13 protein-coding genes are annotated in these 15,233 nt (G+C 70.7%); 8 read left to right on the top strand and 5 right to left on the bottom strand.

Annotated elements, in window-relative coordinates; all coding sequences use genetic code 11:
• Both kdgD and ACGFY5_RS11770 read left to right on the top strand, forming a co-directional pair.
• Positions 1–906, top strand: coding sequence for a 5-dehydro-4-deoxyglucarate dehydratase (gene kdgD, locus ACGFY5_RS11775; RefSeq protein ID WP_392720476.1), 906 nt, complete (start codon positions 1–3; stop codon positions 904–906).
• Positions 906–2,018, top strand: coding sequence for a mandelate racemase/muconate lactonizing enzyme family protein (locus ACGFY5_RS11770; protein WP_392719559.1), 1,113 nt, complete (start codon positions 906–908; stop codon positions 2,016–2,018). Before kdgD ends, ACGFY5_RS11770 begins: the two co-directional genes overlap by 1 nt.
• A 141-nt stretch (positions 2,019–2,159) precedes the next feature.
• On the opposite strand, the gene ACGFY5_RS11765 is transcribed toward ACGFY5_RS11770, so the two are convergent.
• From ACGFY5_RS11765 to ACGFY5_RS11750, 4 genes are all read right to left on the bottom strand, one after another.
• Positions 2,160–2,666, bottom strand: coding sequence for a copper resistance protein CopC (locus ACGFY5_RS11765; protein ID WP_392720475.1), 507 nt, complete (start codon positions 2,664–2,666; stop codon positions 2,160–2,162).
• A gap of 125 nt (positions 2,667–2,791) precedes the next feature.
• Complete coding sequence (locus tag ACGFY5_RS11760) at positions 2,792–3,955, bottom strand: Dyp-type peroxidase (RefSeq protein ID WP_392720474.1); 1,164 nt, start codon at positions 3,953–3,955, stop codon at positions 2,792–2,794.
• 17 nt (positions 3,956–3,972) lie between these two features.
• Positions 3,973–4,542, bottom strand: coding sequence for a copper chaperone PCu(A)C (locus ACGFY5_RS11755; protein ID WP_392719558.1), 570 nt, complete (start codon positions 4,540–4,542; stop codon positions 3,973–3,975).
• A 71-nt stretch (positions 4,543–4,613) separates the two neighbouring features.
• Entirely contained in the window at positions 4,614–5,180 is a 567-nt protein-coding gene (locus ACGFY5_RS11750) for a hypothetical protein (protein WP_392719557.1), read from the bottom strand.
• Positions 5,181–5,230: 50 nt separating this feature from the next.
• On the opposite strand from ACGFY5_RS11750, the gene ACGFY5_RS11745 reads away from it, so the two are divergent.
• From ACGFY5_RS11745 to ACGFY5_RS11730, 4 genes are read left to right on the top strand one after another with little or no spacing between them, the layout of a single operon-like run.
• Positions 5,231–6,205 (top strand): hypothetical protein, encoded by a 975-nt coding sequence (locus tag ACGFY5_RS11745; RefSeq protein WP_392719556.1) that lies wholly within the window; start codon positions 5,231–5,233, stop codon positions 6,203–6,205.
• A 42-nt stretch (positions 6,206–6,247) separates the two neighbouring features.
• Positions 6,248–6,817 carry a sugar O-acetyltransferase gene (locus ACGFY5_RS11740; RefSeq protein WP_392719555.1) on the top strand — a complete coding sequence of 190 codons (570 nt, stop codon included), beginning with the start codon at positions 6,248–6,250 and terminating at the stop codon, positions 6,815–6,817.
• Positions 6,814–7,425: a TetR/AcrR family transcriptional regulator gene (locus tag ACGFY5_RS11735; protein WP_392719554.1), complete on the top strand. Its 612-nt coding sequence runs from the start codon at positions 6,814–6,816 to the stop codon at positions 7,423–7,425. Before ACGFY5_RS11740 ends, ACGFY5_RS11735 begins: the two co-directional genes overlap by 4 nt.
• 30 nt (positions 7,426–7,455) lie before the next feature.
• Positions 7,456–8,751, top strand: a complete 1,296-nt coding sequence (locus ACGFY5_RS11730; RefSeq protein ID WP_392719553.1) for an MFS transporter — start codon at positions 7,456–7,458, stop codon at positions 8,749–8,751.
• Between the two features lie 401 nt (positions 8,752–9,152).
• On the opposite strand, the gene ACGFY5_RS11725 is transcribed toward ACGFY5_RS11730, so the two are convergent.
• Positions 9,153–11,561: an Hsp70 family protein gene (locus ACGFY5_RS11725; protein ID WP_392719552.1), complete on the bottom strand. Its 2,409-nt coding sequence runs from the start codon at positions 11,559–11,561 to the stop codon at positions 9,153–9,155.
• 301 nt (positions 11,562–11,862) lie between these two features.
• On the opposite strand from ACGFY5_RS11725, the gene ACGFY5_RS11720 reads away from it, so the two are divergent.
• Together ACGFY5_RS11720 and ACGFY5_RS11715 are read left to right on the top strand one after the other, a co-directional pair.
• The gene (locus ACGFY5_RS11720) at positions 11,863–12,528 is read left to right on the top strand and encodes a hypothetical protein (protein WP_392719551.1); all 666 of its coding nucleotides are present in this window, start codon (positions 11,863–11,865) and stop codon (positions 12,526–12,528) included.
• The gene (locus tag ACGFY5_RS11715) at positions 12,525–14,885 is read left to right on the top strand and encodes an AAA family ATPase (RefSeq protein WP_392719550.1); all 2,361 of its coding nucleotides are present in this window, start codon (positions 12,525–12,527) and stop codon (positions 14,883–14,885) included. Before ACGFY5_RS11720 ends, ACGFY5_RS11715 begins: the two co-directional genes overlap by 4 nt.
• The last annotated feature ends 348 nt before the right edge of the window (positions 14,886–15,233 follow it).

Raw genomic sequence — 15,233 nt, 5'->3', positions numbered from 1 at the left:
ATGCCTCCTGCCGAGCTCGCCGCCCGCCTGGGCACCGGCCTGCTCTCCTTCCCGGTGACGCACTTCGACGACCAGCTCGCCTTCGACGAGCCTCGCTACCGCGAGCACCTCGCCTGGCAGGCCGAGTTCGGTGTCGCAGGTCTGTTCGCCGGTGGCGGCACCGGCGAGGGTTTCTCTCTCACCACTACCGAGATCGACGCCGTGGTGCGCGCCGCCGTGGGTGAGGTCGGTGGGCGCGTACCGGTCGTCGCTCCGGCGACCGGAGGGACGGCACAGGCGGTCGAGTTGGCGCGTGCGGCTTCCGCTGCTGGCGCAGCCGGCCTGCTGTTGCTGCCCCCGTACCTCACCGAAGGCACGCAAGCCGGGCTCGCCGCGCACGTCACCGCGGTTTGTTCAGCGGTCGACCTGGGGGTCATCGTCTACAGCCGCAGCAACGCGGTGTTCGACGACGTGACGGTCGCCGAACTGGCCGATCGCAATCCGAACCTGATCGGGCTGAAGGACGGTGTGGGTGACATCGAACGGCTCACCCGCACGTACGCCCGGGTGGGCGAGCGGCTGCTGTACATCGGTGGGCTGCCCACCGCGGAGACGTTCGCACTGCCGTTGCTGCAGCTCGGCGTGACGACCTACTCGTCGGCGCTGTACAACTTCGCCCCGGAGTTCGCGCTGCGCTTCTTCGCGGCCGTGCGGGCCCAGGACCGTGCGAGCGTGTACGCGATGCTCAACGACTTCGTCATCCCGTACCTCGACATCCGCAACCGCGCCCGCGGGTATGCCGTCTCGATCATCAAAGCCGGTCTGAACACCGTAGGGCGGAACGGGGGGCGGGTGCGGCCGCCGTTGACCGACCTCACCGCTGACGAGCAGGCTTCGCTCGGCGCGCTGATCTCCAAGGTCGTGTGATGCCCGACCGGATCACCGAGGTGACGCTCTCCTCGGTGACGCTGCCACTCCGCACTCCGATCAGCGACGCCAATGTGCTCACCGGCCGGCAGCGCCCGATGACCGAGGTCGCGTTCCTGTTCGCGGAGGTCCGCACCGCCGACGGGCACGAAGGGCTCGGGTTCAGCTACAGCAAACGCGCCGGTGGCCCCGCGCAGTTCGCGCACGCCCGCGAGGTCGCGCCGGATCTGATCGGCGAGGACCCCAGCGACATCGGGCGCCTTTGGACGAAGCTGGTGTGGGCCGGGGCGTCGGTGGGGCGCAGCGGCGCGTCGACCCAGGCGATCGCCGCGATCGACGTCGCCCTGTGGGACCTGAAGGCGAAACGGGCCGGGTTGCCGCTGGCGAAGCTTCTCGGTGCGTACCGCGATTCGGTGCGGTGCTACGACACGTCGGGTGGCTTCCTGCACGCGCCTCTGACACAGGTGCTCGACAACGCGACGGCCGCACTCGCCGCCGGTATCGGCGGGATCAAGATCAAGGTCGGGCATCCGTCCGCGTCGACGGACCTCGCCCGGGTCGAGGCCGTCCGTGCGCATGTGGGCGACGACGTGCCGCTGATGGTGGATGCGAACCAGCAGTGGGACCGGGCCACGGCGCTCCGGCTCGGACGGGCGCTGGAGGAGTTCGGGCTGGTGTGGATCGAGGAGCCGCTCGACGCGTACGACCACGTCGGGCACGGTCGGCTCGCCGCGGTGCTGGACACCCCGATCGCGTCGGGGGAGATGCTGACGAGCGTCGGCGAGCACGTGTCGTTGCTGGACGCGGTGGACGTCATCCAGCCCGACGCGCCGCGGATCGGCGGGATCACCCAGTTCCTGCGGTTGGCGACGCTCGCCGAGCACGCGCACGTGACTCTGGCGCCGCATTTCGCGATGGAGATCCACGTCCATCTGGCGGCGGCGTATCCGACCGAGCCGTGGCTCGAGCACTTCGACTGGCTGTATCCGCTGTTCAACGAGCGGTTGGTGATCGATTCCGGGCGGATTCGCGTGCCTGATCGGCCCGGCCTCGGGGTGACGCTCAGCGAACAGGCCCGCGCCTGGACCGTGGACCGTGCGGTCATCGCCTGACCGAATCGGGCCGGGACGCCGTTCGACATCGCGCAGTGCGTGACCGAGCCGATCCATCTGCTCGGCGCTACGGCGCGCTCGTGGCGGTGCGGAAACCCGACCCCCGTTCCCCGCCGCGCGGGGGCGCGGCGGGGACCCGGGTCAGGTCGTTCGGCGCCTCCTGGCCAGGAGGGTGGCGCCTGCCAGGGCGAGGACGGCCGCTACGCCGGCGATCACCCAGGGGAGGGGGGAGCTGCCGTCGTCGGTGGGCTCGGTGGCCGCGGCCGGACTCTGCGAGGGCGCGGGCTCGCTCACGTTCGGCGCCGGCTCGGTGGGGCTCGGGGAGGGAGCCGCCGGGAGGTCCGCGGTGAACGTGAAGACGCCCTGGATCGGGTGCCCGTCAGCGGACACGACCCGCCACGCGACCGTGTACTTCCCCGCAACAAGGGGTTTCACCGGCTGGGACAGCGTCTTGTCCACGGCACTGGCCTTGCCGTCGCCGTACCTGACGCCGTCCGGACCGGTCACCACCACCGTGCTGAAGTTGCCCCGGATGACCTCGCCGAACGTCAACGTGACCTGCTTCGGCGCGGCCGTCACCGTACTGTCGGCCTTCGGCGAACTACCAGCCAGATTCGAATGAGCCTTCGCAGGCTGCGCCCCCAGCACGACTCCCGCCACCGTCAGCAGCGCGGCAACGGCCAGCGAGACCCCAGTCCGCCACCGCGCGGCAAGCGCGGCCGCGCCGCTCCCGCGCTGTGCCGCGACCGCCGCGGCCGCGCGCCGCGGCGCGACTAGGCGAGTAGCTGGTCGCCGATCCAGCCTCCCTCCCCGCAGCCCGGTGGGATGGCGAAGACGGCGGAGCCGATGGGCGTGATCCACTGGTTCATCAGGTCCTGTTCGGCGAGACGTTGCTGAATCGGGAGGAACTGCGTCACGACGTCGGCCTGGAACGCAGCGAAGATCAACCCGCTGTCCGGAACTCCCTCCGCGTCCGGCTCGCCGTCGTAACTGTAGGGACGGCGCAGGATCCGCATCCGTTCATCACTGACGTGCGCCCGGGTGACGTGCGAGAAGTCCGGCATCACCGGCAGCCCGGTCGGGTCGACCGCGGTGAAATCGGGTTCGTCGTGCTCGTGCTTCCCGGTCAACGGCGCACCGGAATCGAGCCGACGCCCCGTGACCAGTTCCTTGTCGGTCCGGGACAGTTTGTCCCACGTCTCGATCTCCATCCGGATCCGACGCAGCACCATCGTCGTGGCGTTCCCGTTCCAGACGGCGGGGTTGTCCGGCTTGGGGTTCACCGTGCCGTCGAGCTGACCCATCAGGTTGCGGTGGGTAGCCCCGTCGGCCTCGACCCCGCGCCCCCGCCGGAACCCCCGTTGCACCCAGCGAATCGCCCCGAACGGCCGGGCGTCCTTGATCAGCATGCGCTGGGCGTGCGCGACAGTCGTCGGATCGTCGGCGCAGATCTGCAGGAGCAGGTCACCGCCGGTCCAGCGCGGCTCCAACCGGTCGATGCCGAATTTCGGCAGGGTGGTGACGGCGGGCGGGAGTCCGGCAGCCGTGTAGAGGCCGGGCCCGAACCCGAACGTGACGGTCAACCTCGCCGGGGTCAGCGCGAGGTCGGCTTCGGTGTCACCGAGCGCCGGTCGGCCCTGGGTGAGCCGCGCGACGTCGTCGGTGAGCAACCGCAGCATGCGGCCGAGTGCCTTCCGGTCGGTGCCGGGCTTCAACGTCAACCCGAGGAACGACGCGAACGCCTGCGGCGGCGTGTCGATCCCGGCCTGCCGGGCGCCGTGGAACGGCACCGTCTGGCTGCCGTAGTCGGCCGGTGCCGGGTCGGCGGCGGGCTGGGGATCGGTGGACGAAGCGGTGACAGCGGTCGCGGAGGCGGCGCCCACCAGGGCGCCGCCGACCGCCGCCGCACCGCCGGTGAGCAGGCCACGCCTGCTCACCGCGAGGCGGCGAGAAGTCACTTGGACGCGCTGCCAGAGGACATGGTCATGCCGCCGTCAGGCGCGTAGCTCTCCTCCGCACCGGAGTACGGCTTCGCCACCGCGGTGAACGGAACCGTGCTGCCGTCCGCGAGCTTCAGCGTGAACGTGACCTCGTCGCCGGCCTGCACCGGCGACTTCAGCTCCATGAACATCAGGTGGTCGCCACCGGGCGAGAGCTCGTGCTTGCCCTTGGCCGGCAGCACGAAGCCGCCTTCCTTGGGCTGCATGACCATCTTGCCGTCTTTCATCGTCATCTCGTGCAGTTCCATCGTCGAGACGTCCGACGTCGCGCTGACGATCGTGAGCGGCTTGTCGGTGTTGTTCACCAGCGTGCCGAACGCGGCGGTCATGCCCTTGTCGGCAGCCTTGAACCACGGGTCGGTGATCGAGATCGTCGTCTCCGTGGCGGCCGAGGCGGCCGGAGCAGCGGGAGCCTCCGCGGCGGCAGTGGTGGACGAGGCGTCAGTACTGCAACCAGCGGCCAGCAGGCCGAGCGTCAATGCGATGGCGGGCAGGAAATGGGCAAGACGGATACGGGAAGACATGGGGGTGCCCTTTCTGGGCGGATGAAGTGGATGACGGACGCAGCCGTGATCCAGCCCCCGAGGAATTCGCGTCAGAGGGCGGTCACGGCGAGGGTGCACGGGGGCCCTCGCCGGACGACGCTGCGCAGCCACGTGGGCTCGGGCAGCGGGGGAGCGAGCTCGGCGAGCCGAGCACGCGTGAACCGGCGCGGAGCCGGAGCGAACAGACGCAGCGCCGCGAGCGCCAACAGCACACCCAGGCGCGGCAGACGCTGGGCGAGCCGGCGCACCAGCCGCCAGACGGCGACCTCACCGGCGTACAGCCACAGCGCGGTCAGACCACCGGCGACGACGTGCGCGGTGAACATCGTCCCGGGCGTCGGCATCACCATCGTGTGCGGCGCCCCGGCCGGGATCGTCGTGAACAGGCCGTGCAGCCCCGCCTGGGTGAGTGCGAGCGCACCGGCGATGACGGGCAGTCCCCGCTGCCGGCCGGTCAGCGGCACGGCCACGATCGTGACCAGACCCGCTCCGGCGAACAGCGCGATCGGCGGCGGCAGGTCGCCGTGCGCCCACGTGTGCAGCGCCGTCGACAGGCTCAGGCAGACCAGGACGAACACGAGAGCCCGCGCTTCGCGCAGGATCCCGGGCACCGTCATGCCGGGCATTCTGCCAGACGCGCTCACCCCCGCTGTTGCACCATGGGTCGATGCGGTTACCGGGGCGGCGGCTGTCCTATCTGTACGTGGTCATCGGGGCGGCGCTGCTCCTGGCCGGGTTCGGACTGCTGTACCCGGTCAGACATGTCGAGGGCTTCGCCACCGAGGTACGGATCAACATCGGCTCGAACCTGATCGACCTGGTGCTCGCCGTGCTCGTGCTGCAACCGTTGGTGCTTTCGCTCAACCGCAACGCCGTGCGATGGCGCAACCGATTGGACTACCGCGACGTCATCCGCAGCATCGAACGCGCGAACGACCACGTCGATATCTGGAAGTACTGGACCGGCCTGCTCGAACCCACCCACGCGGCGGCTTTCGCCGCCGCGGTGCGAAAAGCACTCGACCGTGGTGTCCGGTTCCGGATCATGCTCACCGATCCTTCCTGTCCGGACGCCGCACAGCGGGCGAACCAGGTGGCTCCGACGGATGCGATCGCGCTGATGCGGGAGAACATCGAGCGGCTCGACGAGATCCTCGGGGAGTTGCCACCGCGGCACGCGGACCACTTCGAGGTGCGGGTCAGCCCGGTGGGTCCGGCGCACGCGCTGTACCGGATCGACGACTGGCTCTCCTACGGGCTGTTCCGCAACCGGCGGGTCAGCGAGAACTACCAGCGTGAGGTGCGGGTGGCCGGTGACCTCGGCGGGCTCGCGCTGGAGGCGTTCGACAACCGGTGGAACGGCGCCGGGCTCCGCGAGATCGCCGACCACTACCGGCTCGGCGTCCGGACGCCAGGGCAGGCGATGGAGTACGACCTGGAGTACGTGGTGCTGGACGGTGAGACCTGGGTCGACGCCGGCTCGCTCCGGATCGGGCACGAGCTGTCGATCACCTCCGACGGGTCGACGCCGTACGTGCTCACTAACGCCGGACCCGAGGCGCGGGACCGGGCGGCAGCGCTGTTCGCCCACAAGTACGGGCCGGATCGTTCGCCGTCTCTGCTCCGGCTCGCTGCTCCCTGATCGTTATGTACTGGCGTACGCATCATGTGTACGCTCGTACACATGACGACGGACGGCCGCTCGATGCGGGAGCGCATGCTCGCCGGTGACCTTTACATCGCCGACGACCCCGAGCTGGCCGAGGAGAGCCTGCGCGCCGTGGACCTGACGGACGAGTACAATGCGTCCTCGGCCCGTCGTCCGGACGAGCGGCGCCGGCTGCTCACCGCGCTGCTCGGCGCGGTGGGGGAGGGCACCGAGATCAGGCCGCCCCTGCGCGTCGACTACGGGCGCTACCTGCGGATCGGCGCGCGGACGTTCGCGAACTTCGGTCTGGTGGCGCTGGATGTTGCCCCGATCACGATCGGGGACGACGTACAGATCGGGCCGAACGTGCAGCTGTTGACGCCGACGCACCCGGTCGAGGCCGGGCCGCGCCGGGACAAGTGGGAAGCCGCGAAGCCGATCGTGATCGGTGACAACGTGTGGCTCGGGGGTGGGGTGATCGTGCTGCCCGGCGTCACGATCGGCGAGAACACTGTCGTCGGCGCCGGTGCCGTCGTGACGCGTGACCTCCCCGCGAACGTCGTCGCGGTCGGCAACCCGGCCCGAGTGGTCCGAGACATCCCATGACCGAGCAGCCTCCCGCGCCGCGTCCTGAGTCACCGGCGGAGCCGGACGTGGCGGTGACGACCGCGCCGCGGCGGGTGCGGCGGCACGATCCGGGGCGGCGGGACCGGTTGATCGACGCTGCGCTCGTGGTGCTCGCGGAGAAAGGTGTCGCCGCGACCACGCACCGGGAGATCGCACGGGTCGCCGACGTGCCGCTCGGCTCGATGACCTATCACTTCGCGTCGCTCGACGAGGTGCTCACCGAGGCGTTCACACGGCACGCCTCCGCGGTCGCGACCGTGTTCGACGAGCGCCTCTCCGCCGCCACCGACCGCGACTCGGCAATCGAAGCGGTCATCACACTCGTCTCCGAGGACCTGCTCGGACCGGCCCAGGACCTCGTGCTCAGCGTCGAGCTCTACGTCGCCGCCGCCCGCAACCCGGCGCTGCGTGCCGTCACCCAGGCGTGGATGCAACGCAGCCGCGACGCCCTCGAACGTCACTTCGACCCCACCACCGCGCGGGAACTCGACGCGCTCATCGAGGGACTCGTGCTGCACAGCGCGCTGTCCACCGACCCGATGACGCCGGCGCAGATCCGGCACGCCATCGAGCGCTACGCGCGCTGACCGCTCTCTTCTAGCTCTCGGAGATCACTCGTGTCCGCCGTGCTGTCCCCCTCCAGCGCGCCGTCCCGTTCGGCGCGCCGTGCCCGCGCCGCCGTCGCGGCGCTGTTCCTCACCAACGGCGCGTTGTTCGCGAACGTCGTGCCCCGGTATCCGCAGATCAAAGCCGAGCTCGGGGTGAGCAACGCGGTACTCGGTACCGCGTTGGCCGCGATGCCGCTCGGCGCGTTGCTCGCTGGGCTGTTCGCCGCGGCGATCATCCGACGGTTCCGGTCCGGGCCGGTCGCGGCGGTGGGCATCGTCGTGCTCGCGGTGAGCACGCTCGCGTTGCCGTTCGCGCCGACGTGGGTGGTGTTCGCGGTGTTGATCGGGCTCGTGGGGGCGCTCGACGCGATTGTCGACGTCGCGCAGAACTCCCACGGTCTGCGGGTGCAGCGGGTCTACGGGCGCTCGATCGTGAACTCGTTTCACGGGCTGTGGAGCATCGGGGCGGTGACCGGCGGTCTGATGGGCTCGGCCGCCGCAGGTCTGCGCCTGCCCCTGGCCCTCCACCTGACGATCTCCGCGCTCCTGTTCAGCGCCGTGGCCTTGGCAGCCCTCCGCTACCTGCTCCCGGGCCCGGACACCGCCGAACGTCCCTCCACCGAGCCAACACCCGACGCCGCCCCGTCCGCGGAGGGCGCGTCCAGCGGCCACCCCGCCTCCGACACTGTTGGTGGTGGCCCTGCGGCTGGGGCGGCTTCGGTGGCTGGTGGGAGCGGTCGGCGGCGGGTGGCGGGGCATGCGGTTCGGATGATTGCGGCGCTCGGTCTGTTGGCGGCCTGTGGGGCGCTGGTCGAGGACGCCGGGGCTTCGTGGGGCGCGCTGTACCTCACCGGGCTGGGCGCGGGCGCCGCGACTGCTGGACTCGCGTTCGTCGCCCTGCAGACCGCGATGACGATCGGCCGTCTCACCGGCGACCGTGTGGTCGACCGGTTCGGTCAGCGCACCGTCGCCCGCGCCGGGGGAGCGCTCGCCGCCCTCGGCATGGGCTTGGCGCTCGCCCTGCCGAGCGTCCCCACGACCCTCGCGGGGTTCGCCCTCGCGGGGCTCGGCTTCGCAACGCTCGTTCCCGCCGCGATGCTCACCGCCGACGAACTCCCCGGCCTCGCACCCGGAACCGGCCTCACCGTCGTGAGCTGGCTGCTGCGCGGAGGCTTCCTCCTCTCACCACCACTCGTCGGCCTCCTAGCCGACGCCACGAGCCTCCGAGTAGGCCTCCTCACCGTGGTTGCCGCCGGCCTGATCACCGTGATCGGCGCCCGGGTCCTCCTCAACCGCACCCCCTGACCGCCACCGGTCCCGTTCGGACGCGCCCCGACCCGCCCGAACGGGACCGCCCGGTGACCGCCCCGGTCCTTTAGGCGGCGCCGCCCGCCCGCCCCGGTCCTTTCGGCGGCGCCGCCCGCCCGCATCGGTCCTTTCGGCGGCGCCGCCCGCCCCGGTCCTTTTGGCGGCGCCGCGCGCCCGCACCGGTCCCGTTCGGACGCGCCCTGCCTCGCCCGAACGGGACCGCTCGGGACCGTCCGACCGCCGGGGGTCTCCCAACCGGACCCTCCTTGGCCCTCACCTCGCTGCCCGGCCGCAGCGGTCTCGTTCCGGCGCGTTCTGACTCGTCCGAACGGGACCATTGAGAAGCGAGCAAAATAACAAGCCCAGACGCGGCTTGCGCGGTACACCCTGGCGCAGGGTCACGCCTGGTTCAGTTCGATCTTCCAGATGCGGACGCCGGTGGTGTCCGCGGTGGGGACGTAGAGGCGTCGGCCGCGGAAGTCGAGAGGGGCGATCAGGCCCTTCAGATGGGTGACCGCCGCGAGCCGCATGCCGTTGGCGACGTCCCAGATGTTGATGGTGCCGGTCGGGTCAGCGGTGGCGAGGTACTGGCCGTCGTCGCTGAACACCAGCGCGGACAGTGGGCGGCCGTGCGCGACGGTCCGGTGTTCCCGGGTTGCGCGCTTCGGGTTCCCCGGGGTGACGACCGGGTTGTCGTCGACGGCGCGGAAGCCCGGGTAGCGACGCTGCGGGCTGGCGTCCGAGGGGATGAGGTAGTCCCAGAGGCGAACGCGTCCGGTGGGGTCGGCGGCGGCGAGCAGGACCTCGAAGTCGTTGCCGTTCGCGGTCAGCGCGGTCACCGGTCCGGTGTCGAGCGTGAGGCGTTGCTCGAACGTGCCGGTGGTGCGGGCGTCGAGGAGGTGGACGGTGCCGTCGGTCGTGTGTGCTGCGACGAGGTCGCCGCCGGCGGTGATCGCGTCGGTGCCGGTGGGGAGGGTGAAGCGGGCTCGGCCGCGGTCGGTGGAGAAGGGGTTCCAGAGTTGGGCGCGACGGTCCGGGCCGACGGCGAGGAGATCGCGGTCGGCGGTGACGGCGCGGGCGACCGGGCCGATCGACGCGTCGCGGGCGGTGCGGGTGGCGGTTTCGGTCGACCAGCGGTCGAGGGTGCCGTCGGTGCGGAGGCCTGCTGCGGTGCCGTCCTGAGTTCTGTCGTCGAAGACCACGGCGACGAGGGGTGGGCCGGTGGGGAGTGGCCGCCAGGTGCTGTCTTCGAGCTTGGCGCACCAGGTTCGGCCGGTGCCGTCGGCGGCGACGATCAGCGCGGCGCCGTCGCTGAGGTGGATGGTGGTGACTTCGCCCGGGGCTTTGAGGTCGCCGATGCGGGTTGCGGTGGCGTCACCCGTGACACGGGGTTTGCTGGCCGGTGGCGTGTCGGGGTTCTTGTCGTCGTCGCCGGCTTTCAGGGAGAACACCAGCACGAGAACGATGACGATCACGGCACTCCCGACCGCACCGATCCATCGGCCCCGCCGCGCGCGAGTGGCGGTCCGCCCGCCGAACGCAGCCGCAGGCTGCGCAGCAGCCGACCCGATCACCGCGGCCTCCACCGCCGCGGGCTCGGCGCCCCCGCGCCTTGCCGCCGCAGGCTCCGTCGCCGGGGGCTGCGTCGCCGCGGGCTGCGTCGCCGCAGTCCCCGCCGCAGGTCCCGCCGCCGCGGGCTCGGGGGATCCGGGCTTTGCCGCCGCGGGCTCGGCGGCCGGGGCGGCTTGGGTGGCTGCTGCCGCGGGTTGGTCGGGGGCGAGGGGTGGTGGAGTCTCGCGGTCGACCAGGAGGGAGCCCAGGGCGACGATGGTTTCGGGGCTCTCGACGAGCACGGGAGGTAACCCCAGCTCGCGATGGAGCAGTGTGGCCACGAGCGGCATCCGGCACCCCCCACCCACCAGGAACACCCCGTCGAGCGGCGGCCCGCCCCGCACCAGCTTCCGCACCGCCCCGAGCGTCCGCCGCAGCACCGGCAGCGCGACCTCGTCGAGCGTCTCCCGCCCCAGCGGCACGTCCACGTCCACCAACGGAACGTGCACCACCGTCGACGACCGTCGCGACAGGACCTCCTTCGCCTGCCGGACGTCACCCCGGAACGCCATCGCCGCGCGCCGGTCCGACGCCGTCCGCGGCGCGACGAGCCGCGCCCACCCCTCCCGCCCGGACAGCGCCGCCCCGAAGTGGTCGACCAGCGCCTGGTCGATGTCCAAGCCACCGACGTCGGGCAACCCACCGCTGGCCAGCACCGTGCCCCCGCGCACCAGCGTGAGGTCCGTGGTGCCCGCGCCGAGGTCGTAACAGAGCCACACCCCGTCACTCGCGGCGTACGCGGCCGCCGCCACCGGCTCGGGAACCAACTGCACCTCACCGAGCCCGGCCCGTTCCGCCGCAGCGAGCAACAGACCGGTCCGCCGAGGCCCCCACGCCACCGGGTGCGTCAACCGGGTCCGGGGCGCCGCCCCACCGAGCACCCGTCGCGCCTCGTCGGCGACCCGTCCCAGGACTGCCGCGATCACCTCGGTTACCGGCACCTGCTGCCCACCCAACAGCAGCGTGCCGTCGTCGATACAGCGCTTGGGATGCGGTTCGAGCGACGCCGGCGCTCCGCGCGCGGAGCGTAGCGCGTCCTGGCCGGTCAGCAGTGTGCCGTCGAGATCCAGGAACACCGCGGACGGGATGCTCGGCGACCCGTCGATCAGCAGCGGCACCGGTACGCCACTGTCCGGGCGCACCACGGCCACGGTGCTCGTCGTTCCAAAGTCGACGCCGAGTTCCTCGCCCGTCACAGCCGTGAGCCTAGGCCCTGTCCTGCGAATCCATGCTCGGCTGCGGCTCCGCTCAGCCGCCGCCAGTCCGCGTTGTCGGGATGTCCGGATACAACAGCGGTATCCGGACATCCCTCCGCCTTGCCTGGCGACGGCTGAGCGGTGCCTCGCTGCGAGCGAGATTCGCAGGACAGGGCCTAGGCGTTGGACCGGCCGTCGATTTGTTGAATCGGACACCCAAAATCGCGGAAGGTCACGACAACGTAACAGTTCGGGGAGATACTTCCTACGCGGGCCGGGCCGGACGAGTGGTGGAGTCGCCATGCACAAACGCAGCATCCACATCGTCGCAATTACCGTTCTGGCCCTGGTAGCCGCCTGCGGCGCGCCGGACTTCACGTACGTGAAGAACTCCGGCCACAAGACCTACTTCAAGGTGCCGCAGGGCTGGCACGAAACCGCAACCAAGTCCTTGGACGACGCGCTGAGCGGCACGAACACCGACTCGGTGGCCGCGGAGATGCGTCAGCAGAGCTGGTGGTCGGTGGCGTACGACGCCGCCGAGTCGCCCGCCGCGGACCACCTGGTGACCGTCGGGCTCACCGACGAGCCGATTCTCTACGCCCGGGTGGCGCCGCTGACCGAGGAACAGCAGAGCAAGGTCTCCCTCGACCTGTTACGCGACGCGTTCCTGCCGGTCACGCCCACCGCGCGCGAGGCGGCGGCCGGGAGCCTCCCGCTCACCGGCTTCGAACTGGTGCGCAGCGAGGTGCTCACCCCGTCCGACGGCCTGCACGGCGTCCGGGTGATCTTCGACTACGAGCTGGCGAACGGCGTCCTGCACACGTTCGACCAGACCGCGTTGGTCAACAACGCCGGAACCATGCTCTACCTGCTGATCATCCGGTGCTCGACCAGCTGTTACCGCGATCGGGTCGACGAGCTCGACACGATCGCGAAGTCCTTCACGGTGAGGAGCGACGCATGACCACACTGGAGGGCTTACGGCCACCCGAGACCGGGCCGCGCGAACAGGAGCGCACCACCCGCAAGAAGCTCCCGGTCTGGGACCGGATCAAGTTCCTGCTGCTGTTCACGCTGGTGTGGTTCGCGCTGGTGTGGGCCGCGATGGCCGACAACCCGCTGCTGCCGTTCCAGGACGCCAACCGGCTGCAGGTACAGAGCGGCACCGGCATCGCGATCCTGGTGCTCGCCGGCATCGAGGTGCTCCGCCAGCTGCACTACCTGGTCAGCGAGCACGCGTCGGGTTATCACCGGCTGTGGACCCACGGCATCTTCGGGGGGTTCGAGCGCACGTCGCACCGGCTGTTCTCCGACTGGACCCGATTCCGCTTGATTCGCGTCTTCAAGTGGCTGTTGGTCTTGGCTCTGGTGGCGGTGGTGCTCGCCGCGGTGCTCGACACCACCCCGTTGCTGGCGCTGTTCCAGGCCCCCGCGCTGATCTGGCAGGCGCTGCCGTTCGTCCTGCAGATCGTGTTTTTCCTGTTCATCGCCGTCGGGCAGTTCGTTGCGATCTTCTGGTTCCTGTCGCGCGGCGGGATCGAGGTCTACTACCCGGACGACGTGAAGACGCGCTTCGCCGACGTGTGGGGCCAGGACCACGTGCTCGAACGCGTCAAGGAGAACATCGTCTACCTGGAGAATCCGGAGGCGATCGAGTCCAAGGGCGGGTACGTGCCCGGCGGCATTCTGCTGTGGGGGCCGCCGGGGACCGGTAAGACGCTGATGGCCGAGGCGGTGGCCGGGGAGACCGGTAAGCCGTACGTGTTCGTCGATCCGGGTGCGTTCACGAACATGTTCATGGGCGTCGGGATCTTGAAGGTGAAGTCGCTGTTCCGCAAGCTGCGCAAGCTCGCGTTGCGGTACGGGGGTGTGATCGTCTTCCTCGACGAGGCCGACTCGCTCGGCAACCGTGGTGCGCTGGCGCAGGGCGGCGGGGCGTTTCCCCGCGGTGCGTTCACGGACGGTTGCCACGGGTTCTCGTACCTGTCCGAGGACTCGCGGCTGATGTTGACGCGGCAGGCCATGCGCCAGGACAAGATCGTGATGGGTGCCGGCATGGGCGGCGGCGCCGGCATGGGCACGCTCGAAGCGCTGCTCACCGAGCTGTCCGGGTTGAAGAAGCCGCGCGGGTTCGTCAACCGGTACGTGCGGCGCGCGCTGGGCATGCGTCCGAAGCCGCCGCCGAAGTACCGCATCCTCGTGATGATGGCGACGAACCTGCCGGAGGCGCTCGACGAGGCGCTGCTGCGGCCGGGCCGCATCGACCGCATCTACAAGGTCGGATACCCCACGAAGGCCGGGCGGGTCCGCACCTACCAGGGGTATCTGGACAAGGTGAAGCACGAGCTGGACGCCGAGCAGGTGGACAAGCTCGCGACGATCACGCCGTACGCGACCGGCGCCACGATCAAGGACATGGTGAACGAGGCGCTGATCACCGCGGTCCGCGACGGGCGGGACACGGTGACGTGGCGCGACATCATCCGCGCCAAGCAGCTCAAGGAGCTCGGTCCGGCGGAGAACGTCGAGTACATCGAGCGGGAGCGGCACGCCGTAGCGGTGCACGAGGCGTGCCACGCGGTGGTCGCGTACCGCACGCGTCACCACATGGAGATCGACATCGCGACGATCGAGAAGGGCAGCGGGTATCTCGGGATGGTCGCGAGCATCCCGCCGGAGGACCAGTTCACGACGTGGCGCAGCCACTACGAGTCCGACATCTACGTGTCGCTGGCGTCGCTGGCCGGTGAGCGGATGTTCTTCGACGGGGACAGTTCGTCAGGGGTGTCGGGGGATCTGGAGTCGGCGACGGCGGTGGCGACGAACATGGAGGGCGTGTGGGGGATGGGGTCGACGGTGTCGTCCTATGCCTACTCGCGGGAGATCGGCACCGGCTCTCCCGGTGGGCCCAGCAAGAACGAGGACGCGCGGAAGGCGCTCGCCGACCGCATCGAGGACAACCTCGGCACGATGCTGGTGCGTACTGCGGAGATCCTCGAGGCGAACCGGCGGGAGGTGCTGGCTCTCGCGCACGCGCTCGAGACGCACAAGACCCTCACCGGTGAGGACGTCGTCGCGGTGCTGGAGGGGCGGCCCGGGCCGCTCGTCGACGGTTCGGTCTACGCCGACGAGGGGTTCGCGGCGATGCTCGAGCAGTACCACCGGGCCGCGCTGGACGCCCACCGCAGCCACGGGAAGCTCACCGCGCGGTTGCCGAAGGACGCGCGCGACGAGCCGATCGTGCTGGTCGACGCGTCCGCACTGCCCGACTCCACGAGCGTCTGGCGCCGCCCCAACGGTTCAGCCCCCACGACCGACTGACTGCGAACCGGTCCGGGTGCGGAGGGTGGCCGCGCCCGGCCCGCTCAGGTCGTCGACGTAAACCGAACGGCGTGCACGGCAGGCCACGCGGGCGCCGGATGTCCGCACCGTGCACGACGACCTCCCCGAGCCACGCCGGCAGGTGACCACTCGCGGTGGTGGTGGCCGCCCCGACGGACCGAAACCGCTCCAGCGTCTCGGCGGGTGAGCCCCCGAGGTGCTCGGCGAGCCGCCGATCGGCGTTGAACCCGGCCGCGAGCATGCTCCGCATCCACCGCGCGGGTCCGATACTCGCGCCCGCGGTGAGGTGAGCGACCACCTCCCGGACCCGACCGAGTCGGCTTTCCG

The sequence above is a fragment of the Cryptosporangium sp. NPDC048952 genome (assembly GCF_043197895.1).
Taxonomy (GTDB): Bacteria; Actinomycetota; Actinomycetes; order Mycobacteriales; family Cryptosporangiaceae; genus Cryptosporangium.
This window is presented reverse-complemented; position numbering and strand designations above follow the sequence as displayed.